The organism is Nocardia callitridis, from assembly GCF_039543305.1.
Classification (GTDB): Bacteria; Actinomycetota; Actinomycetes; order Mycobacteriales; family Mycobacteriaceae; genus Nocardia; species Nocardia callitridis.
Genome location: NZ_BAABJM010000001.1, coordinates 1,392,486 through 1,406,035, shown reverse-complemented (window position 1 = coordinate 1,406,035; position 13,550 = coordinate 1,392,486). Strand labels below are relative to the sequence as shown.

Below are 13,550 nucleotides of genomic sequence, written 5' to 3'. Positions count from 1 at the left end.
AGATCCGTTCGTTGCCGCCGCTGTTGCGTTATTGCTGAGAACCGGTGTCGCCATCGTTACCGATGAGTTCGGGCTCGTCGGCATTGCGAGCGATCGCAAGCAACGTAGCGCCATCCGCGAGGTTCATCAATCGCACGCCCTTGGTCTGGCGCCCCGCCTTACGGACCTGCTTCGCCGCCGTCCGGATCACGCCACCACCGGAGGTGATCGCGTACAACTCATCCTCGTCGTCGACGATGAGTGCACCGACAAGGGTGCCACGTTTCGCGTCGAATTGGATGGTCAATACGCCTTTACCACCGCGACCCTGCGCCGTGTACTCCTCGATCGCGGTCCGCTTGGCGTAACCTCCCGAGGTTGCGACAAGCAGGAACGTGTCGGAGCGAACAACGTTGAGCGACAACAGTTCATCACTGGTATTGAACCGCATGCCCTGCACGCCGGAGGTGGCGCGTCCCATCGGACGCAACGCCTCGTCGGTCGCGGCGAATCGGATCGACTGCCCGCGCGCCGAAACCAACAGCAGGTCGTCCTCGGACGAGCACAGCACCGCGCCGACGAGTTCGTCCTCGTCGCGCAGATTCACCGCGACGATGCCGCCGCTGCGGTTGGAATCGAAGTCGGTCAGCTTCGATTTCTTGACCAGGCCGTTCTTGGTGGCGAGCACCAGATATGGCTGGTCGTCGTACGCCTTGATCCTGATGATCTGGGCGATCTTCTCGTCCGGTTGGAACGCGAGCAGGTTGGCCACATGCTGGCCACGCGCGGTCCGGTTGGCCTCCGGCAACTCGTAGGCCTTGGCGCGGTAGACCCTGCCCTTGTTGGTGAAGAACAGCAGCCAATCGTGGGTCGAGGTAATGAAGAAGTGCTTGACCAGGTCGTCCTGCTTGAGCCCCGCGCCCTGCACGCCCTTGCCGCCACGCTTCTGGCTGCGGTACAGGTCGGTCTTGGTGCGCTTGGCGTAACCGGTCGCGGTGATCGTGACGACCACGTCTTCGCGGGCGATCAAGTCCTCGTCGGCCACGTCACCATCGGCGGCGACGATCTTGGTTCGGCGCTCGTCGCCGTACTTGTCGACGATCTCGGCCAACTCGTCGCGCACGATGGCACGCTGGCGCTCCGGTCGCGCCAAAATGTCCTTCAGGTCGGCGATTTCGAGCTCGATCTTGGCCAACTCGTCGACGATCTTCTGCCGCTCCAACGCCGAAAGTCGGCGCAGCTGCATGTCCAGGATCGCGGTCGCCTGGATCTCATCGATCTCCAGCAACTGCATCAGACCGGTACGCGCGGTCTCGGTGTTGGCCGAACGCCGGATCAGGGCGATCACCTCGTCCAGCGCGTCGAGCGCCTTGACCAGGCCGCGCAGGATGTGGGCTCGCTCCTCGGCCTTGCGCAGCAGGTAGCGGGTGCGCCGCACGATGACGTCCAACTGGTGATTCACATACAGCCGGATCATCTGATCCAGTCGCAGCGTGCGCGGGACACCGTCGACGATCGACAGCATGTTCGCACCGAAACTCGTCTGCAACTGCGTGTGCTTGTACAGATTGTTCAGCACGACCTTGGCCACGGCGTCACGCTTGACCGTCACCACGATCCGCATACCCGCGCGGTCGGAGGACTCGTCGTGGATATCGGAGATACCCGCGATCTTGCCGTCACGCACCTGCTCGGCGATCGCGTTGATGAAGTTGTCCGTGTTGACCTGGTAGGGCAGCTCGGTGATGACCAGTGTCGTCCTGGCCTTGCTGTCTTCTTCGATCTCGACGACGCCACGCATGCGGATCGATCCACGGCCGGTGGTGTAGGCGTCGTGGATGCCCTGCGTGCCGACGATCAGGCCGTAGGTCGGGAAGTCCGGTCCCTTCACCCGCTCCATGCAGGCGGCGAGCGTGGCTTCCTCGTCGGCCTCGTAATTATCCAGGGCCCAGTAGATGGCCTCGGCCAACTCGTTCAGGTTGTGCGGGGGAATATTGGTCGCCATGCCGACCGCGATGCCGTTGCTGCCGTTCATCAGCAGGGCGGGAACCCGGCTCGGCAGCACCGTCGGTTCCATCGAGCGGCCGTCGTAGTTGGCGATGAAATCGACCGTCTCGTGGTCGATTTCGCGCAGCATCTCCATCGCCAGCGGCGTGAGGCGACATTCCGTGTACCGCATGGCGGCAGCGCCGTCGTTGCCTCGGGAACCGAAGTTGCCCTGGCCGTCGACCAGCGGGTACCGCAGCGTCCACGGCTGGGCCATCCGCACGAGGGTGTCGTAAATCGACGAGTCGCCGTGCGGGTGATAGTTACCCATCGTCTCGGCGACCGGGCGCGCGGACTTCACATAGCCGCGGTCGGGCCGGTACCCGTTGTCGTACATCGCGTACAGCACCCTGCGGTGCACCGGCTTCAGGCCGTCACGCACCTCGGGCAGCGCACGCCCGACGATCACGCTCATCGCGTAATCGATGTAGCTGTTCTGCATTTCCTGCTGGATATCGACCGGGGCCACCCGGTCGCCGCCTTCTCCTCCGACCGGAGGCAGCGTGGTGTCTGTCATGGAGTCTCCTTAGCGGGAGCCGTGTCGCGGTGCGTGTAGTCCGGCGACCGCGCCACGGCTGAAACGTCTACGTCGTGGAACGTGCGGGTCAGACGTCGAGGAAGCGCACGTCCTTGGCGTTACGGGTGATGAAGCTGCGTCGAGCCTCCACGTCCTCGCCCATCAACACGCTGAACAGCTCGTCGGCGGCCGCGGCGTCGTCCAAGGTGACCTGCTTGAGCACGCGCACCGTGGGGTCCATGGTGGTCTCCCACAGTTCCTTGGCGTTCATCTCGCCGAGGCCCTTGTAGCGCTGCACGCCGTCGTCCTTGTTGATCTTCTTGCCCGCGGCGAGACCCGCCTCGAGCAGACCGTCACGTTCGCGGTCGGAGTAGGCGAACTCGGGTTCGGTGCGCTGCCACTTGAGCTTGTACAGCGGCGGCTGCGCGAGGAAGACATGCCCGTGCTCCACCAGCGGACGCATGAATCGGAACAGCAGGGTGAGCAGCAGCGTCGCGATGTGCTGACCGTCGACATCGGCGTCGGCCATCAGGACGATCTTGTGGTAGCGCAACTTCGCGATGTCGAACTCGTCGTGAATGCCGGTGCCGAACGCCGTGATGATCGACTGCACTTCGTTGTTCTTGAGCACCCGGTCGATGCGCGCCTTCTCGACATTGATGATCTTGCCGCGCAACGGCAGGATCGCCTGGTACATCGAGTCACGACCGGATTTGGCCGAGCCGCCGGCGGAATCACCCTCGACGATGTAGATCTCGGACTTGCTCGGGTCCTTGGACCGGCAGTCGGCCAGCTTGCCCGGCAGCCCACCCAAGTCGGTGGCGCTCTTGCGGCGAACCAGTTCACGCGCCTTACGCGCGGCGACCCGCGCCTGTGCGGAAGAAACCGCCTTGCTCACAATGGTTTTCGCGTCGGCGGGGTTGGCCTCGAACCAGTGCGAGAGGTGCTCGTTACAGGTCTTCTGCACGAACGACTTCACCTCGGTGTTGCCGAGCTTGGTCTTGGTCTGGCCCTCGAACTGCGGCTCACCGACCTTCACGCTCACGATCGCGGCAAGACCCTCACGGATATCGTCGCCGGTGAGGTTGCCGTCCTTGTCCTTGAGCAGCCGCTTGTCCTTGGCGTACTTGTTCACCACCGTGGTCAACGCCGAGCGGAAGCCCTCTTCGTGGGTGCCACCCTCGTGGGTGTTGATGGTGTTGGCGAAGGTGTGCACCGACTCCGAGTACCCGGAGTTCCACTGCATCGCGACCTCGAGCTCATGGCCGGTGCCTTTGCTGGTGAACTCGACCACCGAGTTGTGGATCGGCTGCTTGGTGCGGTTGATGTGCCGCACGAAATCTTCCAGCCCACCCGGATAGTGATAGGTGCGCGTCTTCACCTTCTGCTCAGCGGGCGCGGACTCCGCGTCCTCCGGCTTGGGAACCACCTCGGCGGTGGCGCTGACCACCTCTTCGGTGACCTCGGCGCCACTCACCCGCTCGTCGGTGAGCACGATGGTGAGGCCCTTGTTCAGGAAGGCCATCTCCTGCAAGCGACGAGCCACGGTCTCGAAGGTGTACGAGGTCGTCTCGAAGATGCCGGCGTCGGCCCAGAACCGGATGGTCGTACCGGTGCGCTTGGTCGGCTCACCCTGTACGAGCTTGCCCGGCGTCGCTTCCTTGTAGACCTGGGTCCAGTGGTAACCGTCGACGTCGATCTCCGCTTCCAGGCGCGACGACAGCGCGTTCACCACCGAGATCCCGACACCGTGCAGACCGCCGGACACCGCGTAGGAGTCCGAGTCGAACTTGCCGCCCGCGTGCAATTGGGTCATCACGACCTCGATGGTCGGCACACCCTGCTGGTGCATACCGACGGGAATGCCACGGCCGTCGTCGACCACCTCGACACCGCCGTCGGCGAGCAACGTGACTTCGACCTTGGTCGCGTAGCCCGCCATCGCCTCATCGACGGAGTTGTCGACCACTTCCCAGATCAGGTGGTGCAGGCCACGCTCACCGGTGGAACCGATGTACATACCTGGGCGCTTGCGCACCGCCTCGAGCCCCTCGAGAACCGTGATCGAAGAGGCACCGTAGTCCCCCTTGCCTGTCTTCGCGTTCGTCGAGCCCGATGCGTTGGAGTCGTTGGCAGCCACTTGTCGGTAGCTCTCCTTACTTGCTGATCCTCGGTGCAGCGGTCGAGCACACACACGCCGAGCCCGGAGTCCTGAAATACTCGAGATTCACGGGGTCGCGCGCGGTCTGTGCGGAACGCGCCGAAGGGTATCGCCGCTAGTTACGTCACCATCCTACTGGTACGCCCAACTTACAGTGCACCTACGACACCCCTGACGGCTCCGAGAATGCGAGAAATCGGATATCGGCGACTCGATTCCGCCATTCGCCCGTTTCGACCCATCAGAAGTGTGCTGAGAATGCCTTCTGGGAGATCCGACCTTCGGGTGCGACTCACCGGTGCGGTTCGTCGCCGATCCGATCGACGAACTCAGCGGTGAGGCGCGCCAGATCGGCGGGATGCGAGATCGGCGACCAGTGACCCGCGCGAATCCCCGTGCGCGTCAAGTCCGAAACCCACCGGTCGGCCTCGGCGTGCACCACCGGACGCACCGCGCGGTCACCACTGGCCACGATGAGTTGCACCGGGACCTCGACCGTGCGCGGACGGGGACGGCGCAGCCGCCCACGGATGTTCGCACGGTAGAGCTTCAAATTGTTGATCATGTCGGCACGCAACGTCGGCGCTACCTCCACCAATGCCGGATCGAGACCATCGAAGAAGGAAAGGAAGCGCGGCCAGTGGTCGGAGAACAAGCGCAGCACAGGATTCGGCAGGCCGGGTATCTGGAAGACGACGGTGTAGGCGGACGCGGCCATCTGCGTCAGCGAACCCCGCAACCGAGCCGCCGAGAACGGGCCGTGCAGATAGGAACCGAGGAAGTCCAGGTTCGGGCCGGAAACACAGGTGTACGAAGCGATCACCGAGTCCGCGCCCGGCGTACCGACCAACTCCCAGCCCAGCACACCACCCCAGTCGTGACCGACCAGATGCACCTGCTGTCCCGGCGCGACAGCCTCGACGACGGCACGAACATCCGCGGCCAGCTCCTCGAGTCGATAGGCGGCCACCTCCGTAGGCACCGAACTATCGCCCGCGCCACGATTGTCGAACGCGATCACCCGGTATCGATCGGATAGCAGGGCCGCGACACGATTCCACAGCACGTGGGTATCGGGCCAACCATGGGCCAGCAGGATCGGCGTCGCCGCGGGATCGCCGCACTCGAAGACCGCGAGCTCGACTTCGCCACGGCGGACCGTGTGGGTCGGACGCGCGGGGAACGGGCCGGTGGTGATCGTCATTGATACCTCTTCTATCCCGGGTACTCGTTCGGATCCGATGCCACATCTCTCATGATTCGGATTCGAACGAACCTCAATCGACGGAGTTTTGGCACCGAGTCGGCGCCTGACCTTCAAATCCGTTGTCGCGTAGCGCGGTTCCGCGCAGCCGGTTTCACGTGGAACGCGGGCGAATCGACAGAACCCGGCGACATACCCCCGAACGGCGAAGCCGAGTTCAATGTAACACCGAGTACCACATAGCGACCAGGTTGATCACTTGCGTTTCCGCACGGACAAGCGCACCTATTACCCACGGTCGAACGAGTCGTCGCGGCGATCCGAGGTATCCCACACCGTGCCCGTACTCCAGCGAGATCCATCGATGACATCGATCCGAGTCCGGTCGCCCACTTCTTGCTCCAGCGAAAGGCACGGTGCCCTCGCCCTGCCGAGGGTGCGGATTCGGCGTAGCCGGTCGACGATATCGACGCGGGGCGGGTTCTTCCGCACGCGCCGCACCGATGAGCTCGGTGCGGCGCACCCGCCTTGGCCGATCGCACCAACGGACGGCTCAACTCGGTATCCGTCGGGCGCGGTCCGAATATCCCGGTCGCACCGTCTCCGCGCACAACTCCTATCCGTAGGTGTCGCGCGGACCCCGGCCTCGGACATGCCGCTCGCCTTTGCGCCAACTCGGTGCCGCCGGGCCCGAGATCTTCAACGACGTCACCACACCCTGGCCGACGGCGGCGTTGATCTTCGCCAGGATCTGACCCTGCAACATGCGCAGCTGTGTCGCCCACGCGGTCGACTCGGCGGCGATGCTCAACACACCGTCCTTGAGCGTGACCGGCGTGGCATGCGAGGCGATGTCCTCGCCGACCACGCCACTCCACCGGCCGAATACCGTGCCCTCGGCGACCTTGGTCGACCACCCACGATTCTTCGCGATCGAGCCCGTCAAACGGGACAACGGTTGTGGGTCACGCTCATCCGGACGGGGGCCCGACCATCCGCTGCGCCTGCGCGCACCGGAACGCAAGCGCCGCTGCGGCGAAGATCGCCCCTGCCCCACCGACTTTCCGCTGGCCTTCGCCGCCGCCCGCGCCTCCTCCAGCGCACGCCGAGCGAGATCGACCCCGCGAAGCTCCGGCTTCGCCCCCTCGGCGGCGGGAGGCTCCGGTTGATCGCTCATGGCTACCTCTCCTTGCTCGTCGTGGCGCTCACGACTCCGGGAACAGCGGGGACACGGGCGAATTCGGCAGGCGGGTCGCGCCATGTGGAAAACGCACAATATCAGGGTCCGCGGTCGCCATCGATCACGATTTTTCCGGCGGCGAGCACCCCGCTGGTCGTCTGGCACCGAGTCGACTTGGTGGGCAACGAGATTGCGGGGCGACCGAAGAACAACCGTGCTCAAATCAGCGTTGGCGCAGTTCAGATGGCACATCGGGTGTCGAGGACGCTTACCTCGCAACAGCTTACGAGGGGCCACCGACATCAACGCGATCGTCGTCATCGGCACGCGGCGGGCGAATCACGGCCCGCGCGAATCGATTTGTCCACAGGACCTGTGGATAACCCCCCTTTTCTGTGTATATCTCAGGTTGAGACTTACCCCGCTTCGAGCGGCGCTATCTGCGAAATCCGTCCGTCCCCTTCGCCAACGGTCGCCACCCGAAGCGGAGCGGCGGCGAGTTCGGCTGGCACGTCCTCCGGGACAGCCGCGGTGATCAACACCTGCTCGGCACCCGCCGCCACCGCGGCCAAGGCCGCACGCCGACGGCGATCCAGCTCGGCGAACACGTCATCGAGCAACAACACCGGCTCCGCACCGGTGGCACGCATCAGCTCGAACGCGGCCAACCGCAAAGCCAAGGCGAACGACCAGGATTCGCCGTGGCTGGCGAACCCCTTCGCCGGTGCCGCACCGAGCATCAGCTCGAGATCATCGCGGTGCGGACCAACCAGACAGACCCCGCGCTCCAACTCCTTCGGCCTGGCGGCGACCAACTCCCGCAGCATGATCTCCGCGAGCGCCTCGACATCGTCGGGACTCGGTGTCCGTGCGGGATCGAGAAATTCAGGTGGCAGGCTCGCGCTGCGGTACGCGATCGAGGCGGGCCGTGACTCCGGTGCGATCGAGGCATACGAACTGGCCAGGTGTGGATGTAGCTCGTGGACCAGGCGCAAACGCTGCGCGAGCAGCACCGAGGCATGTTCGGCCAGATGCCCGTCCCACACGTCGAGGGTGCTCAGATCCGCACGCGACCTCGCCTGCCGACCAGCGGATTTCAACAATGCCGAGCGTTGACGCAGCACCCGGTCATAATCGGCGCGCACCGCGGCAAGGCGAGGCAGCAGCGCCGTGCACAGCTCGTCCATGAAGCGCCGCCGCTCGCCGGGATCGCCACGAACGAGCGCGAGGTCCTCCGGAGCGAACAACACCGTCTGCAGGATGCCCAGCAGCTCGCGCGGCCTGCGCACCGGCGACCGATTGATCTGCCCGCGATTGGCCGCGCCCTGATTGAGCTCGAGATCGATGCGCAACTCGCGACCCGTGTTCACCACCGTCGCGCCGATACGCGCTCGACCGGCCCCCATCCGCAGCAGCGGGGCGTCACTGGAAACCCGGTGCGAACCGAGCGTCGCGAGGTAGCCGACGGCTTCGAGCAGATTGGTTTTCCCGTTGCCGTTGGATCCCAAGAAAACCGTTCGGCCTGGGGATAATTCCAGTTCCGCGTGTTCCCAGGAGCGGAAGTCACGCAGCGTCAGCGATCGAATGAACATTCGCTATAACGCCTCTACCTGCACAAATGCAGGCTTCTTCCGATGTGCTTCCGAAAAAGAGCGCTGCGGGGAGGCACTGACACAGCATGTGGAAGACCTGTGAATCAAATCGAGTCGATGAGGTCGCGAACTCATCCACGAGCGCCCCGACACCGCCGGTTCGACGCCCGAGTGCGCCGTTCGACCCCGCACCGACGATCAGCCCGGAAGCCGGACCGGCATCAACAGGTAGATGTACGGACTGGCCAATGCGGCGAACGCGCCGGAATCCAACGCCTCCGGCTCGGTCTCGGCCGCGGGCAGCAAGACCGCGGGCCTACTCGGCGTGGTGAACCCGAAGGTCACCCGGTCGGCGTGCAACGCGGCAAGCCCATCGGTCAGGTAACCGGGGTTGAAGGCGATGGTCAGCGACTCGCCACGGAAGTCGGCTTCCAGCCACTCCTCCGCGCGACCGGCGTCGTCACCACCCGCCGACAGCAGCAAGCCGTCGTCGGAGAATTCCAACCGCACCTGTGCCCCACGCTCGGCGACGAGGGCAACGCGCTTGATCGCCTCGGCGAGCGCCGAGACCTGCAAGGTCGCGATCGAGGTGTGTTCCTTCGGCAGCAACTGGCGGAACTTCGGGAACTCGGCGTCGAGCAGCCGCGTCGTGGTACGCCGACCCGCGTTCACCAGGCCGAGCAACCCGTCCGATCCCGCGCCCGTCCCCAGCGAAAGCTGCACCGGCGCATCGGAAGCCCCGAGCGTCTTGGCGGACTCCGACAGCGTCTTGGCCGGAATGAGCACCGAAGTCTCGATATCGGCCTGCGCCGGCTGCCATTCGATGTGCCGCACCGCGAGCCGGAACCGATCGGTGGCCGCGAGCACGACCTTCTGCCCGTCGATCTCCACCCGAATTCCGGTGAGCATCGGCAACGTGTCGTCGCGGCCCGCGGCGACAGCCACCTGGCCCACCGCCTCGGCGAACACGTCAACGCTCAATTCACCGGTCTGCTGCGGCACCTCGGGCAGCTGTGGATAGTCCTCGACCGGCATGGTCGGCAACGAGAATTTCGCACTGCCGCAGCTGATCAGCACGCGCGTGCCATCGACGGAGACATCCACAGGCTTGTTCGACAACGCCTTGGTGATATCCGCGAGCAGACGACCGGAGACCAGAACTTGGCCGGGGCCCGCGACCTCGGCGGCGACACGCATCTGCGCGGACACCTCGTAGTCGAAGCCGGAGACGGTCAGCCCGTCCTCGCCCGCCACGAGCAACACACCGCCGAGTACGGGCACAGGAGGGCGTGACGGCAGGCTGCGCGCCACCCAGGCAACGGATTCCGCGAAGTCTTCTCGAGCGACCCGAAACTTCATGCTCGCAAGCTCCATCGCCCGATTGTCCTCTCCTGATTCCGTGATCTGTGTCAAGCCGCCGGACCAAGCGCCTACGCATTCTCGCCCAGTCGGCGACTGGTGATCCACACCGAAGGTGGTGCGAAAGCGTCGGTGCTCGAAAGCGTGGGTTCTCGAAAGGTACTGGATTCGATCGCCTCGAAGTGTGGCACAGGCGACCGACAACAAACCGTACCCGCAGTGTGCCGCGTGAGCCTAGTCCGACCCTCCGTCAGATCACCGATGCGCGGGACCGCGCTGATAGCGGGGGTGTGAAGCGTGAACGCGATCCCAACAGGGCAGAGCACGCGTGAGTCGACGGTCGAGGACGCGAGCGCGGGCTCGAGCCACTGGCCCGCTCGGCTTCCTTGCGGCTTGTGGATCGGTGCGCACTCGGGCCGAAGCGACTCGACGAACTTTCCACACACCCTGTTTTAAAGAGAGATCTTCCAAGGGAAGAACTGAAGTAGTAATAGGCGCTGTGGAATCTGTGGACTGGGGGCGAATCCGCAGGTCGGCATGCATGGTGCCGTGGGGATGACTTCTGAGTGACTCGAGGATGAACGGTGGACGGCTGTGGAGAGCCGCGATCTATCCCAAATTTGTCCTCGAGCAGTCCTCGAGTTGTTCCACCAGATCGGCCGAGTTGTTCCACCTGTGCGCTAACTCGAGGACAACTCGGTGTTTCCTCGAGGACTCCACACGGATTCCTCGAGGAATCAACAGGCACAAACAACCACTCCCCCTGGTCACAGGCTGTGCATGCGTCTGCCTGTGGACGATGTGGATAGCTGCCTGTGAACAGACCATGAACGATCTGCGCACAAGCTTGTGGATGAACCGGTGGACAAACCAGTGGATTCCTCGAGGATTCCACAGGGATTCCTCGAGGAATCCACAAGCCAAAAAAAGCACCGCCCCTGGTCAGAGGCGGTGCAGGCTGTGGATAGTTTTAGCGTGAGCGTTGCTTGACTCTGGCTGTTAGTTCTTGCACCTGGTCATAGACCCGGCGACGCTCCGTCATCTCCTTACGGACCTTCTTCTCCGCGTACATCACCGTTGTGTGGTCACGACCGAAGGCCTGACCGATCTTCGGCAGCGATAGATCGGTCAGTTCCCGGCACAGATACATCGCGATCTGGCGTGCCTGCGCCAACGGGCGCGCCTTGCCAGGGCCGGTGAGCTCCTCCAGCGTGGTGTTGAAGTATTCGGCGGTGACCGCCATGATCGTCGCCGCGTTGATCTCGAGCGTCGCGGTGTCCGGCATGAGGTCGCGCAGCACCACCTCGGCCAGCGGCAGATCCAACGGCTGCCCATTGAGCGAGGCGAAAGCCGTCACCCGGATCAGCGCGCCCTCCAACTCCCTGATGTTTCGCTCGACCCTGCTTGCGATGAGTTCCAGCACGTCATGCGGCACATCGAGCCGATCCATCCGTGCTTTCTTGCGCAGAATCGCGATCCGCGTCTCCAACTCCGGCGGCTGCACGTCGGTGATCAGGCCCCACTCGAACCGGGTACGCAGCCGCTCCTCCAGCGTCGCCAACTGCTTGGGCGGACGGTCGGAGGAGACCACGATCTGCTTGTTCGCGTTGTGCAGGGTATTGAAGGTGTGGAAGAACTCCTCCTGGATTCCTTCCTTGCCCTCGATGAACTGAATGTCGTCGACCAGCAAGATGTCGGTCTCCCGGTACCTGCGCTTGAACGCCACCTTCCGGTCGTCACGCAGACTGTTGATGAAGTCGTTGGTGAACTCCTCGGTGGAGACGTACTTCACCCGCATCCCAGGAAAGAGGCGCTGCGCGTAGTGACCCGCCGCGTGTAGCAGGTGCGTCTTGCCCAATCCTGAAGCGCCCCAGACGAACAACGGGTTGTACGCGCGGGCGGGTGCCTCCGCGATCGCGACCGCCGCGGCATGTGCGAAGCGGTTGGACGCTCCGATGACGAACGTTTCGAAGGTGTACTTGGCGTTCAGGCTTGCCGCCGAGTTCGCGGGAGCGGTGTCGTGCTGCTGCTTCGCGAAATAGGTCGGCCACGAGTTGCGCAGATTCACCACGGGCTCGTCGTCGGGAGCCGCGCGTGGATTGTCCCGTGCGGCGTCGTCGCGACGCGGGGCGTCTTCGGCCGAATCGGCCACTTCGCGTCGCGGCGAATCCTCCGCCGATGCTGCCTCGCGGACGGGCGTGCGCACCGGACCGCGCAACGGCGCGGTGTGCGGATCCGAGCTGAACAGTGACTCCTGACCGGGCGGATATCCGGGCTCACGGCGCTGTGGATGGCCGGAATCGCGGCGCTGACCGGCGGCGGATTCGTCTCTGCTCGGCGGTTTCTCCGGCGAATCGCCGTAATCGCCACGTGCCGGGTACTCGGCACGCGCGAACTCCGGTCGCGGGTAGTCGTCGCTCGCGGCCCCGGCGGGGTAATCGCGTGCGGGCTGATACTCCTTGTCCCGGAATTCGCCGTCCGGGAACTCGCTGTCGGCGAAGTCTCGATCCGAGAATGCCGTCTCGGTGAACTCCGCGCCCTCACCGTAGCTATCGGAATAGCGATCTTCGGAGTAGCTGGGGCTCGGCGTCGACGCGGGCGCGGGGTTGTAGCCAGGCGCCTGTGGATAACTACCCTGCTGCGGGTATCCGGCGCGGGAATAGTCGGGCCCGGAGTACTCGCCGGCCCCATAGCCGGGCTCGGCCGCGGGGTAGCCGGGCTGGGTTTGATCGGGCGCGCGCGCGTAGCGGGGCGGGGGGAAATCCTCGCGTCCGTAATCCTGCGGCGGATAGTTGCCTTGTTCGCGGACGGGCTCTCGGCCGCGATCGGGCCGACTCGTCATCCTGGCGTGCCTCGGATTGTTGCTCGACCGGTCGACCGTGGGCGTCACGGGAGCCGCGATCCGCACGCCGAGCCCCTCGACCTGCGGCCCGAGCCGGCGTGCCAGCGAACGGAGGATCGGTTCCCGCAGATCGCGTTCGATCGCCTCCTGCGCCAACGACGAAGGCACGGAGAGCAGGGCGAATCCCTGCGCTACCGTCAGCGGCTTCACCAGCTTCAGCCACGCCTGCTGTGCTCTGGTCACCGACGGGATCCCGCCATCGGCCGAACCGGTGGTGAGTTCGGTGACCACCTCCGGCCACACCGTCGCCAACACGTTCTGCTCGTCGTCCAATGCAGTTCCTCCCCAGAAGTAGGTCGATAGGAGCAGACGGTCGGGGTACGCGGTGGGAATGCTGAACAACGACCATGCTCGGGGTCGAGTCCCGCCGATTCTGCGTACGTCCGTAATCTGTCCGGACGTCGCCAGGACCCCCGTTCCAGGCGTCGGCGTCGGCACCGTCGGCCCTACGAATATGCCACTCCAGGGGTCTTTCCACACAATTATCCACAGATGTGGATAAATCTGGGGGAACTGCCCACCGCGCCTGCGCGTAGTCGCTGCGAGGCCTGGACCTGCGGTTCTGTGGCAATCTTCTGGTTACGCATGCTAGTCGTCCAGGTCGAGCGTG

8 protein-coding genes are annotated in these 13,550 nt (G+C 64.6%); all 8 read right to left on the bottom strand.

The genetic code is table 11. The features are described from left to right. Positions 1–28: 28 nt before the first annotated feature. The 8 genes from gyrA to dnaA all read right to left on the bottom strand — a co-directional run bounded on the left by gyrA (position 29) and on the right by dnaA (position 13,171). Positions 29–2,542: a DNA gyrase subunit A gene (gene gyrA / locus ABEA50_RS05980; RefSeq protein WP_345494010.1), complete on the bottom strand. Its 2,514-nt coding sequence runs from the start codon at positions 2,540–2,542 to the stop codon at positions 29–31. A gap of 88 nt (positions 2,543–2,630) precedes the next feature. Beyond that, positions 2,631–4,682: a DNA topoisomerase (ATP-hydrolyzing) subunit B gene (gene gyrB / locus ABEA50_RS05975; protein WP_345494009.1), complete on the bottom strand. Its 2,052-nt coding sequence runs from the start codon at positions 4,680–4,682 to the stop codon at positions 2,631–2,633. Between the two features lie 313 nt (positions 4,683–4,995). Then, positions 4,996–5,907 carry an alpha/beta fold hydrolase gene (locus ABEA50_RS05970; protein ID WP_345494008.1) on the bottom strand — a complete coding sequence of 304 codons (912 nt, stop codon included), beginning with the start codon at positions 5,905–5,907 and terminating at the stop codon, positions 4,996–4,998. Positions 5,908–6,195: 288 nt separating this feature from the next. Continuing rightward, positions 6,196–6,399: a hypothetical protein gene (locus ABEA50_RS05965; RefSeq protein WP_345494007.1), complete on the bottom strand. Its 204-nt coding sequence runs from the start codon at positions 6,397–6,399 to the stop codon at positions 6,196–6,198. Positions 6,400–6,523: 124 nt separating this feature from the next. Further along, a complete protein-coding gene (locus ABEA50_RS05960) occupies positions 6,524–7,084 on the bottom strand; it encodes a DUF721 family protein (protein ID WP_345494006.1) in 561 nt (186 codons plus the stop codon). Between the two features lie 419 nt (positions 7,085–7,503). Continuing rightward, positions 7,504–8,679 carry a DNA replication/repair protein RecF gene (recF, locus tag ABEA50_RS05955; protein ID WP_345494004.1) on the bottom strand — a complete coding sequence of 392 codons (1,176 nt, stop codon included), beginning with the start codon at positions 8,677–8,679 and terminating at the stop codon, positions 7,504–7,506. A 198-nt stretch (positions 8,680–8,877) separates the two neighbouring features. Continuing rightward, positions 8,878–10,053 (bottom strand): DNA polymerase III subunit beta, encoded by a 1,176-nt coding sequence (gene dnaN / locus ABEA50_RS05950; RefSeq protein WP_345494003.1) that lies wholly within the window; start codon positions 10,051–10,053, stop codon positions 8,878–8,880. A 955-nt stretch (positions 10,054–11,008) separates the two neighbouring features. Beyond that, complete coding sequence (gene dnaA / locus ABEA50_RS05945) at positions 11,009–13,171, bottom strand: chromosomal replication initiator protein DnaA (RefSeq protein ID WP_425577570.1); 2,163 nt, start codon at positions 13,169–13,171, stop codon at positions 11,009–11,011. Positions 13,172–13,550: the final 379 nt, after the last annotated feature.

Bases quoted from the DNA above. Each gene is read 5' to 3' on its own strand.
- gyrA (WP_345494010.1), bottom strand. From the start codon at position 2,542: ATGACAGACACCACGCTGCCTCCGGTCGGAGGAGAAGGCGGCGACCGG.
- ABEA50_RS05970 (WP_345494008.1), bottom strand. From the start codon at position 5,907: ATGACGATCACCACCGGCCCGTTCCCCGCGCGTCCGACCCACACGGTC.
- ABEA50_RS05960 (WP_345494006.1), bottom strand. From the start codon at position 7,084: ATGAGCGATCAACCGGAGCCTCCCGCCGCCGAGGGGGCGAAGCCGGAG.
- recF (WP_345494004.1), bottom strand. From the start codon at position 8,679: ATGTTCATTCGATCGCTGACGCTGCGTGACTTCCGCTCCTGGGAACAC.
- dnaN (WP_345494003.1), bottom strand. From the start codon at position 10,053: ATGGAGCTTGCGAGCATGAAGTTTCGGGTCGCTCGAGAAGACTTCGCG.